Annotated in this window: 24 protein-coding genes; 3 read left to right on the top strand and 21 right to left on the bottom strand. The window is 48.4% G+C overall.

The genetic code is table 11. The features are described 5' to 3' along the window. Positions 1-218: 218 nt before the first annotated feature. From HP552_RS13385 to HP552_RS13405, 5 genes are all read right to left on the bottom strand, one after another. Positions 219-827 carry an ArsR/SmtB family transcription factor gene (locus tag HP552_RS13385; protein WP_175395960.1) on the bottom strand — a complete coding sequence of 203 codons (609 nt, stop codon included), beginning with the start codon at positions 825-827 and terminating at the stop codon, positions 219-221. A gap of 105 nt (positions 828-932) precedes the next feature. Then, positions 933-2,210, bottom strand: a complete 1,278-nt coding sequence (locus HP552_RS13390; RefSeq protein ID WP_175395961.1) for an MFS transporter — start codon at positions 2,208-2,210, stop codon at positions 933-935. 168 nt (positions 2,211-2,378) lie between these two features. Continuing rightward, entirely contained in the window at positions 2,379-3,383 is a 1,005-nt protein-coding gene (locus HP552_RS13395; RefSeq protein WP_175395962.1) for a Gfo/Idh/MocA family protein, read from the bottom strand. Between the two features lie 2 nt (positions 3,384-3,385). Continuing rightward, entirely contained in the window at positions 3,386-3,760 is a 375-nt protein-coding gene (locus HP552_RS13400) for a replication termination protein (protein WP_175395963.1), read from the bottom strand. A gap of 312 nt (positions 3,761-4,072) precedes the next feature. Then, positions 4,073-5,221, bottom strand: coding sequence for an acyltransferase (locus HP552_RS13405; RefSeq protein WP_175395964.1), 1,149 nt, complete (start codon positions 5,219-5,221; stop codon positions 4,073-4,075). Positions 5,222-5,408: 187 nt separating this feature from the next. On the opposite strand from HP552_RS13405, the gene HP552_RS35795 reads away from it, so the two are divergent. Further along, entirely contained in the window at positions 5,409-5,687 is a 279-nt protein-coding gene (locus HP552_RS35795; RefSeq protein WP_376768960.1) for a hypothetical protein, read from the top strand. A gap of 181 nt (positions 5,688-5,868) precedes the next feature. On the opposite strand, the gene HP552_RS13415 is transcribed toward HP552_RS35795, so the two are convergent. The 11 genes from HP552_RS13415 to HP552_RS13465 form a co-directional block, all read right to left on the bottom strand. Beyond that, a complete protein-coding gene (locus tag HP552_RS13415; protein WP_175395965.1) occupies positions 5,869-6,471 on the bottom strand; it encodes a general stress protein in 603 nt (200 codons plus the stop codon). Between the two features lie 230 nt (positions 6,472-6,701). Continuing rightward, entirely contained in the window at positions 6,702-9,218 is a 2,517-nt protein-coding gene (gene hrpB / locus HP552_RS13420) for an ATP-dependent helicase HrpB (RefSeq protein WP_175395966.1), read from the bottom strand. A gap of 107 nt (positions 9,219-9,325) precedes the next feature. Further along, entirely contained in the window at positions 9,326-10,132 is an 807-nt protein-coding gene (locus HP552_RS13425; RefSeq protein ID WP_175395967.1) for an SDR family oxidoreductase, read from the bottom strand. 208 nt (positions 10,133-10,340) lie between these two features. Then, the gene (locus tag HP552_RS13430; protein WP_246310885.1) at positions 10,341-11,171 is read right to left on the bottom strand and encodes a hypothetical protein; all 831 of its coding nucleotides are present in this window, start codon (positions 11,169-11,171) and stop codon (positions 10,341-10,343) included. A gap of 20 nt (positions 11,172-11,191) precedes the next feature. After that, a complete protein-coding gene (locus HP552_RS13435) occupies positions 11,192-11,944 on the bottom strand; it encodes a vWA domain-containing protein (RefSeq protein WP_175395969.1) in 753 nt (250 codons plus the stop codon). A gap of 33 nt (positions 11,945-11,977) precedes the next feature. Then, a complete protein-coding gene (locus tag HP552_RS13440; RefSeq protein WP_175395970.1) occupies positions 11,978-14,071 on the bottom strand; it encodes a protein kinase family protein in 2,094 nt (697 codons plus the stop codon). Positions 14,072-14,227: 156 nt separating this feature from the next. Then, positions 14,228-14,503 (bottom strand): WXG100 family type VII secretion target, encoded by a 276-nt coding sequence (locus HP552_RS13445; RefSeq protein ID WP_017689071.1) that lies wholly within the window; start codon positions 14,501-14,503, stop codon positions 14,228-14,230. 197 nt (positions 14,504-14,700) lie between these two features. Next, positions 14,701-15,249 carry a WXG100 family type VII secretion target gene (locus HP552_RS13450; RefSeq protein ID WP_175395971.1) on the bottom strand — a complete coding sequence of 183 codons (549 nt, stop codon included), beginning with the start codon at positions 15,247-15,249 and terminating at the stop codon, positions 14,701-14,703. A gap of 6 nt (positions 15,250-15,255) precedes the next feature. Next, the gene (locus tag HP552_RS13455) at positions 15,256-16,086 is read right to left on the bottom strand and encodes a hypothetical protein (RefSeq protein ID WP_175395972.1); all 831 of its coding nucleotides are present in this window, start codon (positions 16,084-16,086) and stop codon (positions 15,256-15,258) included. Between the two features lie 16 nt (positions 16,087-16,102). Further along, on the bottom strand, positions 16,103-20,107 hold the full coding sequence (essC, locus tag HP552_RS13460; RefSeq protein ID WP_175395973.1) for a type VII secretion protein EssC: 4,005 nt from the start codon (positions 20,105-20,107) through the stop codon (positions 16,103-16,105). 55 nt (positions 20,108-20,162) lie between these two features. Beyond that, positions 20,163-20,483: a hypothetical protein gene (locus HP552_RS13465; RefSeq protein WP_062326145.1), complete on the bottom strand. Its 321-nt coding sequence runs from the start codon at positions 20,481-20,483 to the stop codon at positions 20,163-20,165. A 421-nt stretch (positions 20,484-20,904) separates the two neighbouring features. Between HP552_RS13465 and HP552_RS13470 the strand changes: the two genes are divergently transcribed. After that, the gene (locus tag HP552_RS13470) at positions 20,905-21,144 is read left to right on the top strand and encodes a hypothetical protein (protein ID WP_095287663.1); all 240 of its coding nucleotides are present in this window, start codon (positions 20,905-20,907) and stop codon (positions 21,142-21,144) included. Between the two features lie 103 nt (positions 21,145-21,247). Here the strand turns inward: HP552_RS13470 and HP552_RS13475 are convergent, their stop codons facing one another. From HP552_RS13475 to HP552_RS13495, 5 genes are all read right to left on the bottom strand, one after another. Further along, positions 21,248-21,400 carry a hypothetical protein gene (locus tag HP552_RS13475; protein WP_175395974.1) on the bottom strand — a complete coding sequence of 51 codons (153 nt, stop codon included), beginning with the start codon at positions 21,398-21,400 and terminating at the stop codon, positions 21,248-21,250. A 395-nt stretch (positions 21,401-21,795) separates the two neighbouring features. Next, positions 21,796-22,338 carry a GNAT family N-acetyltransferase gene (locus HP552_RS13480; RefSeq protein WP_175395975.1) on the bottom strand — a complete coding sequence of 181 codons (543 nt, stop codon included), beginning with the start codon at positions 22,336-22,338 and terminating at the stop codon, positions 21,796-21,798. 117 nt (positions 22,339-22,455) lie between these two features. Next, positions 22,456-22,794, bottom strand: a complete 339-nt coding sequence (locus HP552_RS13485) for a L,D-transpeptidase (protein WP_175395976.1) — start codon at positions 22,792-22,794, stop codon at positions 22,456-22,458. 56 nt (positions 22,795-22,850) lie between these two features. After that, the gene (rsgA, locus tag HP552_RS13490; protein WP_175395977.1) at positions 22,851-23,948 is read right to left on the bottom strand and encodes a ribosome small subunit-dependent GTPase A; all 1,098 of its coding nucleotides are present in this window, start codon (positions 23,946-23,948) and stop codon (positions 22,851-22,853) included. 501 nt (positions 23,949-24,449) lie between these two features. Continuing rightward, the gene (locus tag HP552_RS13495) at positions 24,450-25,043 is read right to left on the bottom strand and encodes a DUF2087 domain-containing protein (RefSeq protein ID WP_175395978.1); all 594 of its coding nucleotides are present in this window, start codon (positions 25,041-25,043) and stop codon (positions 24,450-24,452) included. A gap of 171 nt (positions 25,044-25,214) precedes the next feature. Here HP552_RS13495 and HP552_RS13500 point away from each other — a divergent pair, with 171 nt between their 5' ends. Then, positions 25,215-26,213, top strand: coding sequence for a YpdA family putative bacillithiol disulfide reductase (locus HP552_RS13500; RefSeq protein ID WP_175395979.1), 999 nt, complete (start codon positions 25,215-25,217; stop codon positions 26,211-26,213). Positions 26,214-26,217: the final 4 nt, after the last annotated feature.

Genomic DNA, 26,217 nt, shown 5'->3' on the forward strand with positions numbered 1-26,217 from the left:
CGCCTCCAATTTCAATTCCAAGGAGTACCGCCGGAAAGTTTGTCCTTTTTTAGCCATAAAAAAATCCCCTTCGTTTGGCAAGATTAAGTCCATCTTAACAGATGTCTTTTTTCTCTTGTCTACTAAAAGGGGATAATACCATTCAGGCGGCCTTTTCTTTTTGCTGCACGTGTCTGCCTCGTTCCAATTGCCTTAGCATCGTCCCCTGTAAAGAAACACTATTCTTTCTGCTGCTGTGGTGGAGTTTTACTTTTCTTGGGTTTAGATGGTTCATCCACATGTTGAGACAATGTCGAGAACAGTTGAAAAACCTCCTGATCTCCCTTCTGTTCATTCCGTTTCGTATATGGCTCACACATTTTCGTAATATCCCTATACAGCTGTTCGACTTCCTCACGGCTCGCATATAACGTCATGTCCGAGATTTGTCCAAACATGTTGTCACTACGCTCTGCCTGTTTCATAAACATCTGCCGGCTCTGCTCATACATTTCATTCAATAGTTTAAGTGTCTCTGAACGGAATACCTGCTTCAGTGGAGAGTGGTCCTCTTCTTCATGACGAAGATGAATTTCCCCCTGAAAGGGTTCGTAATATTTGGCAATGATTCCATTAATCTCTCGGGTGGATACGAGTGTAAGCAAACCGATCTTCTCGAGTTTTTTCACGTGATAATGTACTTTCGCGGGTACTTCACCAAGTTTGTCGGCTATCTCTTTCACAGTAGAAGGTCTACCCTGTTTATTAAACATATTCAGAATCTGGATCCGATACGGGTCGGAGTAGATCTTAATCTCTTCGATCGTTGACAATACTTTCTGCTGCATACCTGTATCCTCATTTCCGGGGTACCTGTTGCCCTTATATATGCATATTATACCGTTCAGTCCCGCCCCCGGTCAAAACAGGTCTTAAAAGGAAAAAGGATTTGATTAGATACTGCGCCGGAATGTTTTGCTCAGAAGAAGGAATATTGCAGACATTGCTAGCAATATGCCACAGCCAATAAATAACAACGGTGTAGACACCCATTCTGCAGCCGCACCTGAAACCAGACTTCCAAGCGGTATAGCGCTAACACACAGCATGCTTTGCAGGGCAGAAACCCGGCCAAGCATGCCAGAAGGTGTAACCTCCATCATATAGGAGGCGAGTGGTGTTGTGGCAAGTGGTATACCCAGCCCCATCATCAAACAAAAAATCGCTGCCAGTGGTAACTGGTTCGTTGACATATACGCAGGAAGCGCGGTCATTGCATAACTAAGTCCCAGCAGGATAATTCCACTAATAATCAATACACTTTTAGGGTAGCTGCTGCCTCTGTGAGTCATCCACAGCCCACTCAGCACCATGCCCCCCACCATCAACCCACTGAGCAGACTTAATCCGCCTGCACCGGCATGCAGAATGTCGATCACGTATGGTGTACGGAGAACGTTGAAGGGCATCAGACAGAAGTTAACGAAGGCGAATAGAATCGAGGTAATAAGCAGCAAGGCATGTTTGCGTATAAAGCGAAAGGCTTCAATCATGTCTGTAAGCAAGCCTTGGGGAGCACTGAGGGAAGAATCCTTCTCCGGTGACACGTCCTCCGTCTTCGGTGATGAAGGATATACAACGCGACTCATGAGCACAGCACTCCATGCAAACAGACCTGCATCAATTAAAATCGTCCATGTAATTCCAACAGTTGCAATGAGTGCACCTGCTACAGCAAGCCCGCCAAGTTCTGCCAACCGGGTTGCCGAAGATGACATGGCATTGCCGGAAAGAAGCAACGATTGAGGCAGCAGTCTCGGCACACTGGACATTTCGGCTGGTGACGAGAAGCATTCAAGCAATGAATTCAGAATGGTAACAACGAACAAATGCCATACTTGCAGTTCTCCCATACCAAACAGCAGTGCCGTAATTCCAACGAGCAACCCCCGACCTGAATTCGTCAGCACGATGACCTTCTTCGGCGACATTCTATCCACGATCGCACCGGCAAAAAGACCCAACAGAATATTCGGCAAGAAGTTGACCGCGAGCAGCGTCCCCATTAGCAGTTTCGAACCTGTCAGCATATACACCATCCAGCTATAGGCAATCGAATCAATGGAATCACCAAACCTGGCTACCATCTTCCCGAGCATAAACTGCATATAAGGTTTGACCTGTATTAACTCACCAATTCCTTGCTTGCTTACTGCTGTACCCTCGCTCATTAGGAGTCCGCCCTTCAACGTTAAAATATTTTTCATGTTAATATTATTTTAACGTAACAATTTACGAAATCAATCCCTTCGTGAAAATTTTTTTAACGAATTGCCCATATGGCTAAAAACGACAAAAAGACCCCATCGAGATGCATGGAGTCGGATCTTAATACATATTTAAATTAAGGATACCCGCTGACGAGTCCGAGCGGATTGCAAGCATGCATCAATGACACGCATGTTTGCTATCGTATTTTCCGGAGTAAATGGCAGTGGTGTTCCTTCCAGCACTGCTGCTGCAAAGGTTTCCGCCTGCAAAACATAAGAATTGGATACCGATACACGTTCTTCCCGGCTGACCGAATCCGTATGAATAATGATCTGTGGTGGAATGTCACTATTCTCCCAGCCAAACACTTTCGGCAATTCAATTCGTCCGTCGGTACCGAGAATTTCCATCTCGGCTCTTCCGGAAGCCCACATGCCGCAGTCAAATGTTAACGCCACAGAACCGGGAAATTCCACAAGGCCTGATGCCATCATATCTACCCCGTCATGTTCGTCGGAGAACAAGGCATGAACTGTAACTGCTTCGGGCTCTTGTCCCAGGTACATACGCGCTGCTGAAATGGGATATACCCCAAGGTCGAACAACGACCCGCCGCCCATGTCCCGTTTAAACCTGACATTGTCCTTATCATCCGCAGTGTTGCAAGTAAAATTGCCATGGATCGCGCGAACAGCACCAATCTCTCCACTCGCAATGATCTCCTGAACACGTCGATGCTTGGGATGATAACGATACATGATGGCTTCTGCGAAAAGAACGCCGTACTCCTTGCATGCCTGAATCATTTCGGCAGACTCGTCCGCATTCAATGCGGCAGGCTTCTCACATAATACATGCTTTCCAGCCTGAGCAGCTTTGATCGTCCATTCCTTGTGCATGTGGTTCGGCAACGGAATATATACAGCCTCGATATCGGGATCAGCAATGAGCTCTTCATAACTGCCATAGCTTCTGGCAATGTCCAACTCTTCGGCGAGAGCTTCGGCTTTTTCCTTGCTGCGACTGGCAATTGCGAGCACTTCTCCCCGTTCGGATTGCTGGATCGCCGGAATTACCGCATTTCTTGCAATTGTGGATGTACCAAGTACTCCCCACTGTAGCTGCCTATTCATGCTCATCTTCCTTTCGTCCCGTAATTGTCCTCTTCTGCCTTGTGCAGCATGCCGAGACATCGGTCAAGATCCGCCTTGACCTGCTTTTTGTACAATTCGGCTTTCTCCGCTCCATCATCCGTAAAGTGATATAAAACGATCTCCTGAAAGTCCACTTTGGGATCGTTGCCCTTCAGTTTCTTCGTCCGATAAAAAACACCCTGCTGTACCAATTCATGCAAAGCTCGATATACCTCGCTCTGAGGCGGCACATAACCGTAAGCTTTGAACTCCTCCTTCATCGCCTCCAGCATTTCGTAACCATATCCTCTGTGCTGTTCAACCATTGTGATAAGATACAGCTTGATAAACGCCCGCTGGGCAATCATAAAAGCCACGTGTGTTCCCCCCATCCTCTACTGCTCTACTTCGTATTATAAAACTTGTGTTCGGTTTCTGCCATCATTCTCCGTTTTTCCTGAGTAAACAGCAGGCGAGAATGATAGAGGAACGGCGAAGCAGAAATGATCGACAGAACGAATTGCGGGTTTATTATTATGAATTTTTCATATGTTGATTTTTTAAAATAATAACCAAAGCGAAGGGTCACATCGGCAATTAAGATCTTTAAAACGTAATGCCCTAGTGAAACAAGTGTAATAACTGGTCAAGTGGCGATTCTATTTAGAATTTTTCATACGTTGTAACTTTCAATTCTTGAGGTTGCCTTTCGGTACAGAACCTACAATCCATTTTCCCCAGCTCACACGAGAGATGCACCATGTAAGTCCGCAGGATAAAGTCAAAGCAAGCAGCCAGGTCAGGATCATTCGTATTGTCGGATTGAATCCCCAGGCAACGTACAACTGTTCATCCGGAATATAACTGTAACGCAGCATGAGCATATGCATCAGGTAACCACCATAAGAAACACTGCCAATCCATCCAAGCCATCCCACTGCCATATGGTTGTGCAATTTGCCTGCCAACTGATACATGACCATAATGGACGCAATCAGAAAGATTGCCATATCTGGTCTGATCAGGCTGACGGTATAAAACGTGATCTGTATTCCTTCCGGCTTTTGAAATTCCAGCATTAATAAATATGTAAACCGAAGACCCAGTGTTATAAACACCATCCAGTATACCCAGCGCAATCGATGAACCCACAGATTCCATTTCCCGACCGATAATCCGGCAGCAGCTCCAAGTACAAAGTAGAAAAAGAAATACAGGAAATTGCGGTCCGCATAGGTTGTAAATGCATCTGTCAGAACCGGAATGTTCAAACGCTCCATAAACCGCGCTATATTTCCCAGTTGATCCGCTAGCACGAGGTATACTGCTCCAGCAATCAGGACAGCCACCAGGCGTCCTCGGGATTCATAACGGTTGTATACATGTCGTATGGCTCTTAAAAACAACGGGAACAGCAAGTAAAATTGAATCAGCATAATGATGTACCAAAAATGAGAGGTCGTTTTGCCGGTAATTAACTTCAAACCTAGCTCGGGAAGATCCTGCCAGCCAAAACCGCCCCACCCTTGGGGAGTAAGTGTGAAATAAACAAGCGACCATACTACATATGGGGCGATAACATCTGTTAATCTTTTCTGCATAAACCGGCCGTAATTCAGCTGCTCTCCCGTGTTATAGAACAAAACCATGCCCGTTATGAAAATAAACAAGGGGACAGCAAATTTGGAAACCATCAACAAAATAGCCAGTAATACTCCATCTTCCAGGCCCGCCTCAGGAACCAAAGAAAAATGGGCGATGGAATGCTGGAGTACAACGGCCGCAAAGGCAATCCCTCTCAGACTTTCAATTTCAACAATTCGTTCTTTCCGTGGCATAACGTCCAGCCGCCTTTCTTGGTTTTCCCGTGAAAAATAAGTACAATTAAAATTAGGATATTAGAAGAACGGAGGGATTCAAATCGCTGCTTCAGATCTAGAAACCACCACGATCGACTCCAAATATGTACAGCAGCATCTGGCGAATGAACGAACGTTTCTGGCCTGGGTACGCACGGGAATAGCCCTGGTCGGTGTCGGATTCCTTGCTGCCGGGTTGGGCTTCAATTCTTCTTCTTATGATCAGATTGCACACATTGCCGCGATTATAACAGGGGTTACCTCTCTGGTCAGCGGCGTTACCATTATCCTGTGTTCTGCGGCTTCGTATCACCGTAAACGCAGGCAAATTAATCAGCAAACGTTTCAAGCATCCACCCGATTGATTCGATTCCTGACTTTTATGCTGTTAGTCATTGGCCTGGCACTTGCTGTTCTGTTGTATGTATTATTATTCCCCGCCTAATTATTACACACCTGTCAATCATGTAATCCCAAGAAGGCATCACAGGGCAAAAGCCGGTTCCCCTAGGGAAACCGGCTGATGGCCGCCTGACGGCTCGTACATTAAGCCAAGCAACTACAACCCATACTTCTTCCTGTCCGTTGGGTTATGACTCCAGCGTGAAGTATACTGAAAATCAGGTTTACAAAAATGTGTTGTTGCCCATCCGTGTCGCTTTGTTCTGCGTTTCCAGTCTTCGTTCTTCCAGATCGAGATCCGAACGCTCTGCAGGCACATCCGTACCATGGGCAGTATATCTGTCCCGATTCAGATAGCTGGTACTGCTAAATACATCATATACGTCAGAATCCCGATCTGTGGAATCAACCAGCAGGAGGATTTTGCCGTTTTGCACATATTCCTCATACTGTCTGGCGTCCTCTTCCGGAATCCCTAAACCTACAAGTCCACCAACAAGTCCGCCAGCACCTGCGCCAACGGCGGCTCCCGTAAATGCTGCTGCAATTGGACCGGCTGCCAAAATGGGTCCGATCCCTGGAATCGCCAATGCTCCGATACCTGCCAGTAATCCGGCAACACCACCAAGTACTCCGCCTGTGGCTGCACCTGCTGCCACACCTTCTGGCGCCTTGGTTCCTGTTTCTTCACGAATAGCCTTCAGTTCATCCCGATCCTGCGTAACTACCGAAATTTCGTCTGAAGTGAATCCTTGCGCCTTCAAGCCCTCTATGGCCTGCGATGCCTCACGTTCTGTATCAAAAACACCTACGATTTTCTTCTGCATAGTGAATCCCTCCTCAGTGATTTGGGTGGTTCGCTTCGCTATGTTATTACCCGCACCGTTTTCTTTTAAACGTTTCCATCGCAACATAAAGGATATAAATTTTATATTTTCAGCTTCATTTCATGAATATGACATCGTTTCATAGAGTTATTATCCTCATATGGAACGTCTAGTGAAATGCAAGAATAGAAAACCTTTACAACATACAACAAGGGGAAATTCGTTAACTTCTAAGGGCGCGGCTTCGTCCGATTGGTTGCCATTGCCTCCAACGGGTTGTCCGGCCAGTAATGCTTCGGATACCGGCCCTTCAGATCCTTTTTCACCTCGAAATAGGTCTCCCGCCAGAAGTTCGCCAAATCCCGGGTTACCTGGACAGGCCGCTGTGCAGGCGATAATAGATGCAGCGTTAGCGGTACACGGCCTCCTCCAATTCGCGGCGTCTCCTGCTGCCCAAACATCTCCTGCAGACGTACCGCCAGGGTGGGGTCTTCAGGACGACTATAATCCACGGGGATGCGTGATCCACTGGGCACCTGAATATGGGTTGGAGCTTCCCGGTCCAATTGCTGCCGCTGTTCCCAGCTCAAACCTCCCAACAGTACATCCTGCATGGATAATTTTTTGAGATCGGCAGCAGAACGCATCCCAGGCAAAAAGGGTCTAAGTAGCTCTTCAAGCTCTTCTGACACATGATCAGCTGCAAGATCTGGCCAGTCCGGCAAGTGGCGGTGCAGAAAACGCAGCCTGTCAGCAAGCTGCCTCGATGATTTGGTCCATGGCAGACAGTCCTGTCCTTCTGTACGGATCCCTGTAATCAATGCTTCCAGCACCTGATCTTCGGGCGGCTGAGAGATACTGCTTTCCTTCACCAGGATGGCTCCAATCCGCAGCCTCCGGTGGGCACGGACGCTTCTAGTGCTGCGATCCCATGCAATCTGTACCTCTTCCTGCAGCAGATGTGCACCGTAATCCAGCAGAAGCTGCTCCTGCACCGGCGCAGCCAGCAGGATGCGTGCATCCACGCCCTGGTCGTCCGCCTCGGCAGCGACCAGGTAGGTTGAACGGCTCAGCGATTCTGTCGCTGCGAGCCGTACTCCGCGGCCGCTGCTCAGCAGGTAGCGGCCATCCTCCCGGCGCTGCCCGATCCGGTCCGGATAGGCGAAGGACAGCAGCAATCCGCAGCTGTCCTCGTCCGGTCGTACCGGATCGGCCGCCGGGCCGAGCGCCGCGCGCAGCTGGCGGCTCTCCTGGCACATGCGCCGCACGGCAGCGACGTCTGCGACAGCCGCTGCCGCTTGCGGCATATCGCTGCTGTCCGCAGTCAGCAGCGCTTCCACGCGCGGGCACAGATCCGTGCCCGCGCCTGCACTGCCACTGCTGCGGAGGCCAGCAGGCTCCTGCAGCAGTGCCGCCAGCATGCTGGCGTAGCTGGCCAGCCCAAGCTCCGCCGCGCGGAGCAGCATGCTGGCCAGTCGCGGATGCACGCCAAGCGCGTTCATCCGCCGCCCGAAGGGCGTGATGCGGCCTGTGTCATCCAGGCCGCCCAGCTGGCGCAGCAGCGCCTGTGCCTGGCCGTAGGCTGCGGCAGGCGGAGTGTCCAGCCACTGCAGCTCTGCTGGGGACTGGACACCCCAGGCGGCAAGCTCCAGCGCCAGCGGTGCGAGGTCCGCAGAAGCAATCTCCGGCCTCGCTGCCTCCGGCAGGCCATCGTGTACTTCTTCACTCCACAGCCTGTAACACACCCCGGGAGCAATTCGCCCTGCACGGCCCCGCCGCTGGTCAGCTGACGCCTTGGACACTGGCTGGGTAACAAGCCGGCTCATGCCGGTACGCGGCGAGAACACCGAAGCACGGCTCAGCCCGGAATCTACAACGACTCTGACACCCGGCAGCGTAAGACTCGACTCCGCAATGGATGTGGACAATACCACCTTGCGGCTCCCCGCCGAAGCCGGGCGCACAGCCTCATCCTGCCGTTCAACCGGCATACTGCCGTACAGGGAATGCACCTGCACATGTGATGGAAGGTTAAGCTTCGATAGCTCCCGTTCTGTCCGATGAATCTCTCTGGCTCCTGGAAGAAAGACCAGTACATCCCCTTCCCGCTCAGCCATCGCTTTAACAACCGTATGAGCCGTGAACTCTTCGAGAACTGCAGAAGCAGGTTTATGTACATACCGGGTTTCCACCGGAAACGTGCGTCCGGGACAGCGAACCCCGCGAGTCTCTTCACCAAGCAATGCACAGATCGGCTCGGGATCCAGCGTTGCCGACATGATCAGCAGCTTCAGATCCGGACGCAGCATTGCCCGTGATTCCAAGGCAAGCGCCAGTCCCAGGTCGCCGTGCAGATGCCGTTCATGAAATTCATCAAATATAATCATCGCTGTATCTTCAAGCCCCTGATCCTGCTGAAGCATGCGTGTCAATACACCTTCTGTCACAACCTCAATTCGCGTTGCCTGACTTACACGGGTATCCATGCGAACCCGATATCCTACTGTCTGTCCAGCTTTTTCACCCAGCGCTGCAGCCATACGCGCTGCCGCCGAGCGTGCAGCAAGTCTGCGAGGCTCCAACATGACAATCTTTCGTCCGTTTAGCCACGGTTCCTCCAGCAGGGATAGAGGAACTACGGTGGTTTTACCTGCCCCCGGCTCTGCAATAAGTACACAAGTATTCTCTTCCCGGAACAGCTGTCGCAGCTCAGGTATAATCTGATGTATCGGTAACTCCATATTCATATCATCGCTCCTAATTCCTAAGGCACCATGCAAAATATCGAAAGTGAATGTTAGCATTATAACAAAAAAAGCCGTTCCAAAGGAACGACCACACAAGATAAAGCATATTAACGTAACAGCGACTCTGCACCGTCAATGACAATCTCTGCTCCCGTAATGTGTTTGGATTCAGACGATGCCAGAAAAGCAACGAGATTGGCTACTTGCTCGGGCTGTCCAGGACCATCTGCGAGCGGCTGCTCTCCTTCCGGAAACTCCATTGGAATGACAATTTGGTGCAGCTCATCCGTTTTGACTGTGCTCTGATCAATATTGGTTGCAATCGCACCCGGGCATATGACATTGACCCGAATTTTAAATCTGGCCAGTTCCAGCGCAGCCATCTTCGAGAATGCAACTTGTCCTGCCTTCGAAGTACTGTAAGCAGACATTCCAAAGCTGGTAAAGCGTTGATTACCATTAATGGAACTTGTAATGATGATGCTTCCCCCGCCACGTTTTTTCAGATGAGGCAGTGCGTACTTGATCGTAAAAAATGTGCCATCCAGATTGGTCGTAATAATCCGCTGCCAATCCTCCACCTGGATTTCCTCGATCGGAGCCGATACACCGTTAATCCCAGCATTGGCAAATACAATGTCCAAACTGCCGAATAACTCAACCGTTTCGAGCACTGCTTTTTCCACTCGTGCCGGATCGGAAATATCCACATCAAATGCACGTGCAGCTCCTGGATGTACCGCATTGATCTCAGCTTCCGTCTGTGAGATCCGATCATTCACCAGATCAAACAGCGCAACATGAGCGCCTTCGTTTGCCAATTTGACAGCTGTTGCCTTGCCAATACCTGAACCAGCTCCGGTGATGATGGCCACTTTGTTTGCAAACCGAGACTTGTCGTTATGTTGTGTCATGCTCCATTCCACTCCTTTTTCAGCAATTATGTAAGAATGTACATCCAAGACCTGTGGTTCAGCATGATGAACATGCTAACTAAGTAGATTCTTCACAAGATTACCCAAAAAGAGTGCCTTTTAAATCAACAATGACAAGTTTTTTCTCAGTTGCTCCTCATCCCACTTGGAAGCTGTAACAGTGGTATAACCCCCATGCGTTGACAGTTCACCATTCCAGCTCAATGAAAGCGGCATCATCTTCAAGCCCTCCGGTGTGTGTCGCATCCAGCAGCACCTGGATGTGTTCATCCGGAATGTAAGCCTGTATGGCATCCAGATCATTCAGCCCATCCGTATACAGCTGCAGTCGAATTCGTTCATTGGATAGCTTCGCCTCATAAATATGGGGTTTGCCGCCAACAGGTCCTTCCCGTGTTGACCAACGTTCATTCGTGCGGCAGTGTATCTGAAATGCTCCGGATTGTTCTTGACCATTGCGCCAGAGACGAATACGGGAATCTCCTTGCCAAGCCACCCACATCCGGCTTTTTCCTGAACCACGGGACAGCTCAATCCGCCCACACACATACATTGCCTGACTGCCTCTGTTTCGTTTCTCCATTAACACTTCACGCAAAAGCAGGGGGGAACTCTCCAATGGCTGAATTTTCTCCAGCTGCTCAGATGCCGGTGTGGTCAGTTCGTGAAGAAGCTGCTCCACGGCCTCTGCCGTTGGATTAGGGGTCATTCCAAGCCATTCGAGGAGCGCATTGCCCAGAAAACGCGCGGCAAAATCACCAAGGTAGCTCATACCCACACCATCACACATGACGAAAGTACACACATTTCCGTCCATGCGAACTGCGGCAAAATCCTGTCCTGAATCCCCTTGATTAACTGACTCTGCAGCTCTTCCATATCCATAGCGACACTGAAAAGCGCCCTGATAGCGAGTAAGCGGCTGTTCCCCGGTCTGTGCACTGACATACCGGAAAATCCCGCGATGCTGCTTCCCCTGGCTTCCTTTCTCACCAGCAGGCAATGCTGCCAAACGCATCGTTCTCAAATGATCCCCTCCTATCTCACAGGCGTAGCAGCAGACATCTGAAACCCAATGGATACCAGTTCTGCACAAGTACCAGGCAGCATCATCAGCGCACCTGGTGCAAGTAAATAGTCCGCTTCGACAAGCATTTCACGGTAACTTTCTGGCAGAACTGAAGACATATTGCGCAGTTTCTCCCCATGTTCGTCCTGAAGAACGGTTTCCGGGGAAATCCCCTTCCATCTTCTCGGTTCAGGGATGGGCCCTTCCAATAGATGATCGGATATAAAAATATTTTCAACAAGTACATTGCCATCCGGCACACTCATGCCCATGATCCGTTTGGCAATCGGTTCCGGGTCTTCACCCGTAGCTACACCATCTGTCATATGACAGACGAGTGGCGCAGGGCAATCCTGCATATTCGGTATTTCGGCCTGTAAAATCTTCTCTGCCTGCAGAAAAGCCTTCGCCGAATCCGAGAACCGTTTAGGCGTCAGGTCTGGTAGAGACCCGACCGCTGCAATTTCATCAATCCCTTTAATTCCGTTCAACAAATCATATACGTCATCACTATACGCCAGAATGGCGATCCGGTAGCGGGGCGTCAATCGGTTTCCCTTCGTCGAACGAAATACCATCTGGCGAATCGCCAGGGCAAGTGCGTCATAGACGACATCAATCCGTCTGCGGTTTTCCAAAACCATATTCATGGAGGCGCTGATATCAATTAGATAGATGATCAGTGCGGGTGTTCGCTGGGATGCTTGTATTGTATAGTTCATCTGGACCTGAGTCACCTCCGTATTTCACGTTATTTACAAGTTGGGCAGATTATAGCTCGTATTGCTCAAAAATTTGTTGATTGCGCTCATTCGTGCCGCTACCTTGCCTACACCTTTGAAATATGCGGCATCGCTGTTATACAAATTTTTGAAATCACGGGCATAAGACTCTGCGTTTTCAATCTTTTTACCTTTTTGCGCATTATACGCTTTATTATAATGGGCAATCAGGGTGACCACGTTCTGAGCACGCTTTTTCTTGAGTGCAGCCTTACGAGCTGCTTCCTCGGCTGCTCTCTGTGCTTCCTGTTTACGCTGGGCTTCAGCCGCTGCTTTACGCTCGGCTTCCTGCTTGGCTACTTGGGCATCATGCTCTTTCTTCCAGACCAGATAAGCTTCATACTTCGCCTGCTTGTCGTACTTTTCCTGCAGGGCCTTCTTGGCTGCTTCTTGCTTCTGCTCTTCCTGCTTAGCCAGATAAGCTTCGTATTTTGCCTGTTTATCGTATTTCGCCTGAAGTGCTTTTCGTTCCTCTTCCTTTTTCTGCGCTTCAGCCAGTTTTTGCTTTTCCTCGGCTTCAAGCTTCGCCGCTTCTGCTTTCTGTTTTTTCTTATCTTCTTCCTGCTGCTTCAGCGCAGCTGCCTTCGCCGCCTCTGCTTCTTCAGCAGCCTTGATCTCTGCCAGTCTCGCTGCTTCTTGTTCTTCCTGCTGCTTAACCTCGGCCTGATCGGCCAAAATTTTAACCGTTGGCACGGTACCTGCCAACAGCACCACAAGGACAGCAGAAGAGATCATGAACTTTTTGGATCTGTAAAAAGGAATTCGGACAGGCTGAGACGTGTCTTCCTTGGGATTCAGTTTCGCGTCCAGCCCCTTGATTGCAGCTTCAACCTCCATCTGCATCGCACTGTTGTTTGGAATGAAGTGATACAGCGAACGGTATACTTCCAGCGCAGCTGCAGGCTTATCTTCATCCTCAAGTGCTCTGGCCTGCAGAAATAGCCTGTTTACAACTGCTTCCTGTCCAGGTGGTACTTCTGTTACGGACGGAATTTGCCCATTAGCTTCCTTTACATCTGTATCTGTCGTGCCGATATCGGTTACATTTGCCTCTGTCCGGCTTGTATCTGCTACAACCGCCGCAGCTGCTTCTTGGTCCTCCGTTTCTTTCACAGCAGCCGCATCTGCCTGACCAGCATCTGCTGAAGCCAGTGCTACAAACCATTCCCCGAAGGTAGGGCAGCTGCTCAAATCGTGGCTCTCCCAGGCACGGATAAACAGATCGGATATTTTGGAACCCCAACGCTTCTGAAGTGAATCACGCATAGCAAAATAACGTTCACTCACCGTTTGCATTTCGTGCTGGTCAAAATAACTCTCTCCCCATGCTTTCTCCACAATGACAGGGTCGGACCAGCTTAACATCTCGGCAATAATAACTGCGCCAGCAAAACGATCGGCATATGAACTCCACAAACCGCTGTGTACTGCCCGGTGGGCTGCATAACCGGGTGAACCAGCAAGCAGAGCATCTGGACGATCCATTTTGGAACCGTACATCTGCTCTACATCGACGAGTTCAACTGCGGATAAGCCTCCCAGGTTTTCCACTTCGGAAAAAAACGGAATCATCACATTGGGTGCGGACAAATCACAATGAGCAAGTCCTCGCTGCTCCATGGCCGAACCAGTCCCTGCTAGTGCTCTCGCCAACTTCAGACTTTCTTCCGCTGTCAGCTTTTTCTGATCGCTGATTACATCAAACCAGGTCAGACCGTGCACCCACGGCATCAAAACCGCGTACAACAAATCGGGATGTTCTCCAATGAGCGCTCCGTTTCTTTCCGGAGTGAGCACATCACGCTTGCATACCTGCAAACCTGGCAGTTCACTATAAGGTTCCATATGCTCAGACTGATAGACCATAGCCGGGATACGGAATTTTGGAAAAAATACTTTTAGTGCTTTGGCCCCACTTATTGATCCATTACGGGGTATTAATTGATAGACGATCCCTTGCCTTCCGGCTTGGGCATATGCCAGACCAGGTGCAGCTGGATGCTGCCCTATGGTATAGGCAATGTCATTGATCACTACTTCATCCCCGGGATTCGGTTGAAAAGACATTCTCATCCCTCTCTCTGTCATTCTGTCATAGTGCAGCAAAAACCGGGAGTCGTAAAACGCCCGGTTTTTGCTGTAGTTATACCTCTTCAGCTTGCTGCCTGCGTATGATTCAGAGCCCAGTCAGAGATGACTTCGGCCTGATCTATGTAAAGCAGTTTAGCGAGCTTGGTCAGCTGTACGGAATTTGTTGGCAATAGCCGTCAGTTCCGCGCTGATGCTGTTCAGCGTTTGTACGAAAGATTGCATTTGTTTGCTTGCTTCCTGGAATTCCTGGAAGAAGCGTTGTTTCGTCATACCTTCCCATTGTCCTTCCATACTTGTGATGGACTGAGTCAATGTAGATACGATTTGCTGACTTTGCTCACCGCTTTGTTTAAATTGGTTAGAAACCTGATCAAGTTGTTCTGGGGTAACTAAAATGCGTCCTGCCATGTGTAATTTCCTCCTTGGTTTGTGCAATTAAATGTTTGCTTGTTCAAATTGTACTATACCAGGATCGATCGAACAAAAGCCGAAGGACCTAATCCTATTTACCCCATTTTTGGGGATTGAAACTTCCCCTAACAGACTATTTACATAAATAATTCACTTTCTGCTGTCCTTATTTTAGACCTCTGCACCCCGTCTAATCAGGAAACCACAGGTTCGGTTCCTCTTCTCCCCCGAAAGGAAGGATCTGTGAATCTCCACGCTACTGGTTCAGGCTGCATAGCCTGAACCAGGGTAGCGGGGGAACCGTCGGGTGGCGCAGCATCCTGCACCCGGTATACTGCCGCCACCGCGGAAAGGGGATCGGATACTACAGCAGCAGCTGCGGAATGTGCAGGCAAGATTTTCCCTGCACCATTGTTTTCAAGAACGTTAAGCATGTTGACCGCATTGCCATAGGCTGTGTTCACATGACTCAGCACTGTACGATACTCCATATCTGCCTGCTGGAATAACAAGGCTTTGCGTCCCAGTTGCACGCTTAAGTCCATAAAACGACGCACCGCATCTTCGCCGAGTCGCTTGCTGTGACTCCATTCACTCATCACCGCAGCGCGAGATTCAATATCCCACTCCAGCGAATGAATCGCCTGTTCCAACACTGTCATCTTTTGCTGTATTTGCTCCGCCGCATACTGAATCTGCCTGCTCAGTGCCCGAAGCACATCCGGTTCCACACGAATGCGCATTTACCATCACCTTTCCTCTTCCCCTGCAGGCTGTTTAAGCCAGTCCAGCAGCATCTCGTGAAACTGTTCTCTCGTCGTCAGGGCCGCAACAAGCCAATCATCTGAAGCGGCTGTGCTCATGCGGAACAACCAATTGGATACAGAACTTGCTGCAAAAGCTGCAGATTGTGATTTCCAACCTTCTCCGTTCCATACAAGCAATCGCAGTTCCCCGTCTGATTCTTTGTTCATCAGACAGCGTGCAAGCGCAAGCGACCCTTCCGGATCGTTCGTCTCCTGCGCCAGCTCATCAGCCACTGCGGATTCTTCCTTGTCGCTAAGCTCATTCATAACATCATAAAATTTTTTCTTGGAGCACATCAGTGCCGGCTTCTCCGCAGGAGAATGGCCGCTCCACTTCATACGTTGAATCAGGAAATCAATCGCCTCACGAACGTTCCCGAGATCGGATAACCGGAAGGAATCCGGTTCATCAGCAACACGGGATACTTCAACGACCCGCTCGTCTGTGCAATGTATATAACTTTCATACGAAGTACCGCTGCACGTGTAGCGGATCCAGCAAGCCCTGTCGGATAATCCCGCAATGGCTACCCTGGAGAAAACGGTCGGTGTCATGATCAGCTCATTGCTGTCCTGATCCTGAATCAAATATCCCTTGTCGAGCAGAGAAGTTTTGACGCGCTCCCACTCCACAGCAATGTCTTCTGCCATGTAACCGCGGAATGGGTCTTCAACGCCAAGCAATCGGTCTGAACCGAGAATACCGGCCAGGAAAAAAAGTTCTTTTATTTGCAAAGTGACTACCTTTTGCTTGGAATCATGAACCGTCAACATTATGAGCCACCTCCCCTCAAACTACAACATGCCATCGGTCACGAATTTCAGAAATCCAATCAGTCATTTTCCAGCTGTCATCACATGGAACTGCACCTTTAACCCTGGAATATTTACGTTTTACATAATAACCTTGACCTGGTGGCAGTACCTTCAGCCCAGCTGAACTGCCTCCAGATTCGGTATAAGGTATACGGAAGAACGAGAGATCATTAGGGTCTAAAGTCCCGAATAACAATCCGCTCTGGGAAGCCTTGACATCACTTACCCAGTCTGAGCCGAAGGTAGGGAAATCGGCAGGAACGCCCGATAGAATCACATGCACTCCCCGATCCCGACCTTGACGGACAATCGCACCCAATTGGTCTTTCACATTAAAATCATTCAATTGTTTCGACAAGGTATCCGCATCATCGATGACAAGCACGATTTCCGGTCCACCCTTCAACTCGCCTCTTTTTAGAACTTCATCGTACAACTGTTGGATGACAGGTGCAAGCTGTTCTTCACGAGACACATGTCCACGGACATGGGGCAAACTGCTGATTTCCCCCAGTCCTCCAGTACCATATCGCATATCTACTGTATATATTTGCACGTCTTCCGGAGAAGCATGATAGGCCAGTGATAACATCCATGTCAGCAAAAATGTCGTTTTACCGCCTTCCATGGGGCTTGTGACCATAAAATGAGGACCTTCACGCAGGTTGAGCAGGAAAGGCTCCAAATCATCTGTCAGCAGACCGACAGGTACGTTTACAGTAGAAACTTCTCCTGCATGATTAAACGAACCTGAACTTATAAGTAAATCCTTGAGCTTCACTTCTTCAGGAAGCGGAGCGATTTGCGGAGCTTCTTCACCAGTCCAGCTACCCCGAATCTCTGCGATCATACCGCGGAGAGCGGACGATCGCTTCCCTTCATCCGCACCGGATGATGGTAATGCCGCCTGGAACATCAGAGGTGGCACCTGTCCTTTTACGAGACCTCTACCCGGCGGAAGCTGGCTTGGTGCTTTTGAAGGCCGGCCCACTGCATAATAATAATCACTTGGATCGGATAATTCAAAGGATACCGCGTTTGGTATGTTGCTTCTGAACTTCTCGAACACATCAGTTACCCGATTCGCAGTAAGGATGAAGGTAATTCCGAGACTTCCGCCTTCACGCAGAATCGTTTCAAGCAGTTCATTCTCTTCCGGATAAGCATTACGGAATGATAGATATCCATCAATTACAACCACAATTTGAGGTACGGCCGCATGTGCTGTACGACGATAAGCCGAAATTGTTTTAACCCCGGCTTCCGAGATCATATCCTTACGCTGTGCTGAGAGTTTCAGAATATAACGGAATAATCGCTTGATCCGGTCTTCCTCTTCGGCCATCAGCACACCGCCGATCTGCGGCAGACCTGCAAAATCTTTCATCATCCGGCCCATATCAATAATGTATCCATGCCATGGATCTGTACGACGGGAACGTGCGAGCGACATCAGCAAAGTCTGGACTAAGGTCGTTTTGCCCAAACCTGGCATGCCGTACACTATCAAATGCCCCTGATCTACCGGAAGCGCAAGGGGCATCTGACGCTGGTTGGGCAGATCGTCAAGCAGACCAACTACCGGCTTCAAGCCACTAGCTCCGCCGTCAAGCAGCAGTTCCCTATACTCTTCTTCCTGCCAATCCGCAAGACTTTCCCATTCCAGTGTCTCCGGAAGAGGCGGCAGCCAAGGACCCGGCAACCGTTTGATTCCTGCGTCAGCTGCAGACTGTGCCACATAGTCGATAAAGACCTGAAGCTGCTTGGGGACATCTTCCCCTTTGAGTACTGCTCTGCGTTCGCCCGTCAATAGCGGTTCTCTCTTGCCGTTAAGACGCACTTCCATAACAGGCAGTACAGTGGTCGTATCCTCCTGCTGATTGTATGGCGCCCCACTCCAGGCAAACTGCATTTCCTCGAATACTTCATCACTGCCGACCTGAAAATATCCACGACCCGGCTTGGTGATCCAAGCCGCATTAGGGATTTTGATCATGTCGCGGCTATCCCCTTCGCTCTGTACACGAAGACAGATGCGGAAGCGGGAGTTACTCCATATCTTATCGTCCACTACACCTGCCGGCTTCTGAGTTGCCAGGATAAGATGGACACCCAATGTTCGGCCAATAGCTGCGATACTAATTAATTCATCCATGAATTCCGGTTGGTCCCGTTTCAATTGAGCAAACTCATCGATGATAATGACCAAATGTGGCAGTGGCTGTTCATGTCTTGAACGCAAAATTTTGTAATATTCATCAATGTGCTGGAGGTTGCCAGCATCATTCAATATTTTTTGCCTTCTAACCAGTTCGGCACGAAGTGAGATGTTGGCACGTTCAATCAGGTTGCCATCCAGGTTGGTAATCGTACCAACCACGTGAGGCAAGCCTACGAACGTGTTGGACATTCCGCCGCCCTTATAGTCAATCAACATAAAGGCCAGGTCATGGGGATGAAACTCTGCAGCCAGCGAAGCCACGATTGACTGAATGACCTCACTTTTACCTGAACCCGTCGTTCCTGCGATCAATCCGTGAGGTCCGTGACCCTGACGTTCAATTTTATCATGCAGATTGATGGCTATTTTCTTGCCACCTGCGCGCACGCCCATCGGTACAGGAAGCGTATCGGGGTATCTTGTTTGTCCCCAGCGGGTGATTACATCCAAATCTTCAACGCGTGAAGTGCCCAGCATATCGAACAACGGAAGGATTTGCGGAATGTCCGAAGCGGAAGATCGCTTCAGCCGAATTGGAGACATGTAGCGCGAGAGTGCCTCGGCTGTCTCTTTTGATATCACGTCCGGTGTGTACGTCTGCTGTACAACGTCAGCATCTTCCGTTTTTTTGATGTACACGCCCTTGCCTTTGGATGCCTCCATGATCAATTGACAATGCATCGGAAGGGATTCCTTGCGGTTCGCCAAAATAATGGTGCACACATCAATCTCCTGTGCAGATTCGAGCAATAATGGAAGAAGAGGCTCTTCTTCAATAAGCTGCGTGTCCGAGAGAACAACCACATAACATGGAGTCTGCACACTTTTTTTGTATCGATCTTCTTTGTTGTTCCGACGACGGTTTAGCACGGAAAACAAGCTGTCCGCCAATTGATGCGCACCGCTGTGCCTGTCGGCCATATAGCGTTGTCCCTGATCTTCATCCCAGATATGGGGTAACCAGCGCAGCCAGTCCCATTCCTTTGCTTCTTTCTCTTCATAAAAGGCAGCAATCTTCAATTCATCAGGCGAATGTCGCACCGTAAGTTGTGAAATGATGACGCGTAGGGAAGCAAGCACTTCTTCCCGATTCCCTACCAATCCCATCACTTTCGATTGGAACAGCGGGAGCGTGATGGAAGCATCGGGGACCGTCTCAAATTCTGCTGCAAGTTCATGAGCTGCCTCGATTAATTCATCTTTTTCATAACCATCCACTCGTGGAACCTGCAGTTTAATTCGAAACGGAATTTCTCCCGTACCAATCCGTACCTGCAAGAAATCGTCATCTTCCGGTGAACGTTCCCAAAGGGAGCTGTTGCGATTCTTCACCACTTGCAGACAAACATTGGGATCTCCATGAATCTCGTACAGGCTCTTAACCTGCTCTGCCTGAGCTTCCTTAAGCTCTTCACGGTGCTTATCCAGTTGGGCTCGGTACATGGCCTTACGTTCTTCAATTTTTTTGCGATACGTCTTTTTGTTACTCAGATACACAAAGAACGGAATGGTGTATGACGTAAGCATCATCATGACAGTCATCATCTGAAACATCATATAATTGGGGTTGCCCATTTTACCCGTCATATTGATATATACGTAGAATCCGATACTGACCATCGTCATCATGATCGGTATAATAATAGAAATCATAGAAAACGTAGGTTTGCTCGGTTCTGTTGGAGGTCTGAGAATTTCCAGCTTTTCTTCCTTAAGAACCGGTGTCATTCTTGGAGAACGTTGATATAACACATTCACGAAGAGAAGACCTCCTTATAATGGGTTCGATAATGAGTGTATACGTCAAGAAGCCTCATTCGTTGCTGTCCTGCTGAAATAATGAGCGTCTTCCGTACACTGGCGCTTCTTCTGTAGTGGTGGAGAATGCCCGCTGAACCCGTACACAGCTGCCTTGCCGCAGGCCCGTTTCCATCAGTTGCTGGGAGTTCTGCGGAGAGAACCACAAACCTTCGGGGAATTTCGCTTCAAGGATGTATTGAATGCCATCACCAGGAGCCTGCCCGAATATCCGCACCCCCAGCAATGTCTTCAGATGTTCAATCGTACACTCATCCGGGACTTCAATATCGAACCATTCGCCTTCCTCCCGGCCGGAATACACGGTAAGAATCATCATAATCCCTCCCATGGTCTCATATGTAAATTGTCCTAATGTCAAATTAAATCAAAAAAATGCGGATGAATCCTTTTCCAACCCTATTTTCTTACATTAACACCCTGTTTGCAATGTACAACCTGTATTTTTGTTACATATGACCCACATAAATATTAAAATATCGTCCATTGGACTCAGAACTTTTGAGGCATTGTTCTCGTTATTTGTTGCTTGGATGCGAAAACCTGCGACTTTCTTCCATAAAAATGGGAGATAACATTCGGTATTCGGGACTTCTTATTGCTTCGCCCACAATCAAATTGTGAACACTTTTCAAACATTGGCTACCTTTATGTTTTCATAAGCTGATTTTAAGGTAATTTTAAGCATTGGAATTTATTATAACCAGTATGAAATAACTCTCGTGAGGTGATTTCTAGTGAGAACACTAATAACATTTCAAAACAAATCAATCCCTGTATATTTCAATCAAGAAAACAAACAACCTATGCAAAAGACATTAAGATTGCTTAGCAGTGCCCTTGAGCATAAAATCAGTAATGGTAAACGCGCTTTGCAAAAGTGTCTGCACTCTTTGATTAGTATTGAGATTGTCGGTTGTGAAGCGATTCTGCACAGCCGCAGTGAAAATGACTCTCTGGCCTTGTCGCTGTATTAAAGAAGAGTCGGTATGAAATTGCATATGCAACACAAGGAAAAAGGAAGCTGTCATTTAAGACAAGCTTCCTTTTTTGATGCGAAGAAGTGCTGCTCTATCTATGTTAATGTAATCTGCTAACGGCATAAGCGGTTTCATGCTCCTCTGCGATCTCGGCTCTGCGAATACGTATAACAAACAGTCGGACCAAATTGGCACGTGTATGCTCTTCCTGACAGGTATTCAGCTTCCTCAAAATAAAACGGTCAATGGACATGGAATTCAAGCCCCTTTACCTTTAGATTTACGGATCGGTACTCCCGTGTATCCATAAATAACCAGAATAAGAATGCACCAAACAGCTTTCTCTAGAGATTTACAGACATCTTCAATTCTCTATGTAAAAACGTGCAAAAGCCCGTCCCATTAAGCTTTGAGTGAACTTTCGCATTCGATGTCGATCCTTCTCGAAGGATCTGGTTACTTGATCGCCGGGTGTTCCCGATATATTGATGCTGAAGACTGATCCAACGGGTGCGTGTAAATTTCTCGATGGCCCAATCGCCACCGAACGCCTCCTAACCAAATTAATTGTTTTCCTTCTATAAGAAATGTAGTACATCATTGACCTGATTAAATATTGATTGCGCAAACATGTCACACTGACTCTTCTCAATCCAAAGGACGTGGTGCCTGTCTGCCAAACAAATTTAAATCTTCCCAGCCATATGCTATCTCGGTCAGATGTTGACCTCCAATTTGAATGGACTGCGTATGAACAGGAGTTCCGCCCATCTTCTCATAAAAACGGCATGCTGAGTTTCGCTCCAATGCCCAAATAAGCAAACGCCTCATGTTCAGGGAGTGAAGATAATGTACAACATGCGCAGCCAGTTGCTTACCAATACCCGTTTGTTGAACCTCTTTCAGCAAATAGATGGCATATAGCTCTGCATCATACGGCAGCTTGCCCTCACGCTCCCTTCCTCCACAGGCAAATCCGACAATTTTCCCATTGGGCTGTTCAGCCACCACCAGAATCTGATTTTTTTCGTCAGAGCGTATGGTCTGCTCCCATTGGGATAATCTCGATTCAGTAGTCAAATGATCCAAAAAATCATCTGGTACAATATTTCGATACGTTGTCTTCCAACTCTCTGTATGTACATGGGCAATCGCTTCTGCATCCCCTTCACGGGCTTGTCTGATCTGCATCGACTATCACTCACCTTCTCTGGCTTATTGAAGTGACTTTACATTATTATATGCATGAAGATATTGAATTCCAAATACATCCATTAAGTCCAGTTCCGGGATGGTAACAATCCGGCCTTAGGACCGGATCGTTACTCTTGTGCCTACAGATACCTTCGAAGAGAGATCCAGCACATCCGAATTGTACATGCGGATACATCCATGCGATACAGACTTACCAATCGACGAAGGTTCATTCGTCCCATGGATACCATAATGGGGCTTGGATAATCCCATCCAAAGTACACCAAAGGGTCCACCTGGATTCGATTGTTTGTTGACAATGGTAAATTCCCCACTCGGAGTCTCTGTGAGCATTTTCCCGATTGCCACAGGGTAACCCTTAACGACCTGATTGCCATCCAAAAGATATAACATGTGGTCGGTCAGATCCACGATAATTCTGTAATCTGGCATAATGGCATCCCTCCTGACCTATTCTATGCTGAAGTCACGGGGATGCCCGCCTGATTTCAGGCTTCTTCCCAATCTATTACGCTGCGGGAATGTTTGGGTTTACGCGAGCTCACCGGTTTGCTTGTGGCTGTTCGCCGTTTGGATGCAACCGCTTCCTTCCGCTGTTGAAATTGTAATTCCTTCTGCATTTTCAGGTAATTGTTTAACCTTTTTTCATCCAGTGATCCATTCTGAATCGCTTCTTTAACTGCACATCCGGCCTCCCGTGTATGACTGCAGTCAACGAATCTGCATTCTGCAGCGAGCTGTTCAATTTCATTAAACGCCTGGGAAAGTCCGTCATTACCTTCGTCCCACAGATTTAGCTCACGCATGCCCGGAGTGTCAATCAGTACAGCACCCTGTGGTAAAACAAACATCTCCCGATGTGTTGTTGTATGTCTGCCCCGGCTGTCGTCCTCCCGTACGGATTGCGTAAGCTGCACATTTTCCCCCATCATCCAGTTCACCATGGTGGACTTGCCACTACCAGAAGAACCTGTCAAGGCTACGGTGGTCCCTGGCTGCAGATATGTTTCAAGTAATGCTTTACCCTGGTCCTCTATTGCCGACAGCGCCAGCACTTCGATCCCCGGAGCAATTCCTTCTACCATTGCGATTTTTTCCTCCACATCGGTGCATAGATCGCTTTTGCTTAAAATGATGACGGGTCTAACTCCTCCATTCCAGGCCATCATGATATACCTTTCCAACCGTCTGAGATTAAAATCATGATTAAGAGCTGCGACAACCAGCAGCGTGTCAACGTTTGCCGCAATCAGCTGCTCTTTCGTTATTGGCCCGGCAGCCTGTCTGGATATCCGGCTCTGCCTTGGTATAATACCGTGAATTATAGCCTCTTCACCGGACTGCCCCGTAATGGCGACCCAATCTCCCACTGCAGGAAGTGTCCCTGTCTCCAGGTTATCATGACGCATCCGTCCCGATACCCTTCCCCAGCATTCACCTTCAGTTGTAATCAGACGCTGCAATTGTCCGTGGTCTGCAATGATTCGAGCCGGCTTTCTCATTTGTTCGTCCAACCCTGATTGCTGCCACAATTCCTGCCATTTCGCGGACCACCCGTACTTCTCCATGTGATTATGCAAATTCATATTCCTCCCAAAATGTGTTGTTTATTTCTCTTGACCATCATTCTTCAATCTGAACACTCCGGTTTAGATCAGACACAAATAAACCACGAGCCATTAAACGCCCGCGGCAATTAGAAGTTAACAGAACCAAGAGCTCCCTGGCATCTCCTACCAGCAGATTATTGAATATAACAATCTGCCACAGGCAATGCAGGAACATCCCCTTTTCGGCAACCAAAAAGCCACGGGTGCGTCACCCGTGGCTTCATCTGCACATGTTTTTTAATCTACGCTATGGACGTACCTGTCCAATAGCCGTAAAATTACATGCTTTGATCCGTTCCGGAGACGCTGTCCATATTCAAATTAACGTATACTGCCGTTACCTTTGTCATATAACATCGCCTCCCTTGTAGATTTATCCAACATGTTACACAGTGTACTCTGCCGTTGTCAAGCCCAATTTTATTTCTGCCTAATGTAGTTTATCTTACTTGCTTCAATTTTACTTACTGGCATCGTTTATTTTACCTGATCCCAGCGGGTCCACATTTCCTTCGGATTAAGTTCATAGATTCCATCTTCTCGGTACATAAATTGATGCATGATAAATTCCCGTCGAATCGTGGCAAAATCCTCATGGTACGTGCGTATAAAATCATTGATTTCTTTCTCCGTATACTTGCGTCCGAATTCAAGCTGCTCAACCAAATAACCAAGTACAATCAGTTTTTTCTTGTATTGGGCCGGGATTTGACGCAATCGTCCATCTTTGGAGAAAAAGTTTCGCATTACGGATGCTTTTAGCGTTTCATTCACATCGCTCATATCAGCTACCTCCTCCCTTTTGAAAATAAAATCAACGGAAGCTTGCGCATGTTCACGAATAAAAGATGGGTTGAGAGAGAAAAACACCGTATTTTTTTCTCTCCGCTCCTTGATTAATGCCGCTTCTCTCAGCTTCGATGCATGATGCGTAACTGTTGGTTGCGACAGATTAAGCCGCTCGGCAAGTGCCTGTCCGTGCAGTTCACCCTGAGACAGTAATAGCAGCATCCGGAGCCGGGTAGGATCAGCCAGAGCTTTGTGATAAGCCACAATTTTCTCCAGTTGCATAAACATCACCTCTTTATTTAGATAATCATCTAATTTGATGTTAATCTTTTCCCACTATAAAGTCAAACTCGATAGTCCGCTATTTTTCTTTAGCCAATCCCCCGCGTAAACTGGCATTACATGACTATTTACGGTAGGATAATATTGCTTGAATGAAGGAGGAATATGAACATGGAAGATGTAATTATCATCGGTGGAGGACCTTGTGGTTTGTCTGCTGCCATTGAATGTGAACGGCTGGGTCTCTCAGCTGTAATTGTAGAGAAGTACAATATTGTACAATCCATTTATCTGTATCCAACCCATATGCAGTTTTTCAGTACAGCCGAGCTGCTTGAGATCGGAAACGTGCCGTTCAGTACACCGAACGACAAACCTTTTCGTTATGAGGCACTCGCCTATTATCGCAAGGTAGCCGAACACTTCGGCCTGCGTGTTCATAATTATGAGGAAGCCCGAGAGATCAAACGCAGTGACGATGACACCTTTGAAGTACATACAGTCAATCGCCGCGGGCAAAGCATTGTCCATAAGGGACGGAATGTGGTTGTGGCAACAGGTTACTTTGACCACCCGAATTATCTCGGTATTCCTGGAGAAGACAAAGATAAAGTCACTCATTATTTCCGGGAAGCTCATCCTTACACCCGTACACGTGTCGCAATTATCGGGGGCAGCAATTCTGCCGTGGATGCAGCTATGGAACTGGTCCGTGTCGGAGCCCACATTGATATGGTGTACCGCGGTGCGGGTCTGTCGGAGCATATTAAGCCATGGGTACGTCCGCTGTTTGAAAGCATGGTACAGAAAGGCCGCATTACATTGCATCTCGGCGCACGTGTCAATGAAATTTTGGACGATTCCGTTCGCCTGCTTCATGCAGATGGATCAACTAGCGAGCTCGATAACGATTTTGTTCTGGCACTGACCGGGTTCCGTCCTGACCGAAAACTGCTTGCTTCCGTGGGCGTGGAAATGTCTGACGATCTGGATAAACCGGTGTACAATGTGCAAACCATGGAAAGCAGCGTACCAGGTGTATATGTCGGCGGGGTAATCGCTTCAGGACGCAATGCCAATGAAGTATTCATTGAGTCTGGACGCTGGCATGGCAGATACATCGCGGAGCACATCGTAAGTCGGCAGCGCGGGCAGGCTGAGGGGAATTGAAATC

Origin of the sequence: Paenibacillus xylanilyticus, assembly GCF_013359935.1 — a bacterium.
GTDB lineage: Bacteria > Bacillota > Bacilli > Paenibacillales > Paenibacillaceae > Paenibacillus > Paenibacillus xylanilyticus.

Excerpts from the sequence above, each read along its gene's own strand:
- hrpB (WP_175395966.1), bottom strand. The coding sequence starts at position 9,218 with ATGAATATGGAGTTACCGATACATCAGATTATACCTGAGCTGCGACAG.
- HP552_RS13415 (WP_175395965.1), bottom strand. The coding sequence starts at position 6,471 with ATGCAGAAGAAAATCGTAGGTGTTTTTGATACAGAACGTGAGGCATCG.
- HP552_RS13500 (WP_175395979.1), top strand. The coding sequence starts at position 25,215 with ATGGAAGATGTAATTATCATCGGTGGAGGACCTTGTGGTTTGTCTGCT.
- HP552_RS13445 (WP_017689071.1), bottom strand. The coding sequence starts at position 14,503 with ATGGCAGGACGCATTTTAGTTACCCCAGAACAACTTGATCAGGTTTCT.
- HP552_RS13475 (WP_175395974.1), bottom strand. The coding sequence starts at position 21,400 with ATGTCCATTGACCGTTTTATTTTGAGGAAGCTGAATACCTGTCAGGAA.
- rsgA (WP_175395977.1), bottom strand. The coding sequence starts at position 23,948 with ATGAATTTGCATAATCACATGGAGAAGTACGGGTGGTCCGCGAAATGG.
- HP552_RS13395 (WP_175395962.1), bottom strand. The coding sequence starts at position 3,383 with ATGAATAGGCAGCTACAGTGGGGAGTACTTGGTACATCCACAATTGCA.
- HP552_RS13495 (WP_175395978.1), bottom strand. The coding sequence starts at position 25,043 with ATGCAACTGGAGAAAATTGTGGCTTATCACAAAGCTCTGGCTGATCCT.
- HP552_RS13485 (WP_175395976.1), bottom strand. The coding sequence starts at position 22,794 with ATGCCAGATTACAGAATTATCGTGGATCTGACCGACCACATGTTATAT.
- HP552_RS13390 (WP_175395961.1), bottom strand. The coding sequence starts at position 2,210 with ATGAGCGAGGGTACAGCAGTAAGCAAGCAAGGAATTGGTGAGTTAATA.
- HP552_RS13385 (WP_175395960.1), bottom strand. The coding sequence starts at position 827 with ATGCAGCAGAAAGTATTGTCAACGATCGAAGAGATTAAGATCTACTCC.
- HP552_RS13455 (WP_175395972.1), bottom strand. The coding sequence starts at position 16,086 with ATGTTGACGGTTCATGATTCCAAGCAAAAGGTAGTCACTTTGCAAATA.
- HP552_RS13430 (WP_246310885.1), bottom strand. The coding sequence starts at position 11,171 with ATGCGTTTGGCAGCATTGCCTGCTGGTGAGAAAGGAAGCCAGGGGAAG.
- HP552_RS13480 (WP_175395975.1), bottom strand. The coding sequence starts at position 22,338 with ATGCAGATCAGACAAGCCCGTGAAGGGGATGCAGAAGCGATTGCCCAT.
- HP552_RS13465 (WP_062326145.1), bottom strand. The coding sequence starts at position 20,483 with ATGATTCTTACCGTGTATTCCGGCCGGGAGGAAGGCGAATGGTTCGAT.
- HP552_RS13450 (WP_175395971.1), bottom strand. The coding sequence starts at position 15,249 with ATGCGCATTCGTGTGGAACCGGATGTGCTTCGGGCACTGAGCAGGCAG.
- HP552_RS13405 (WP_175395964.1), bottom strand. The coding sequence starts at position 5,221 with ATGCCACGGAAAGAACGAATTGTTGAAATTGAAAGTCTGAGAGGGATT.
- HP552_RS13440 (WP_175395970.1), bottom strand. The coding sequence starts at position 14,071 with ATGTCTTTTCAACCGAATCCCGGGGATGAAGTAGTGATCAATGACATT.
- HP552_RS13435 (WP_175395969.1), bottom strand. The coding sequence starts at position 11,944 with ATGAACTATACAATACAAGCATCCCAGCGAACACCCGCACTGATCATC.
- HP552_RS13425 (WP_175395967.1), bottom strand. The coding sequence starts at position 10,132 with ATGACACAACATAACGACAAGTCTCGGTTTGCAAACAAAGTGGCCATC.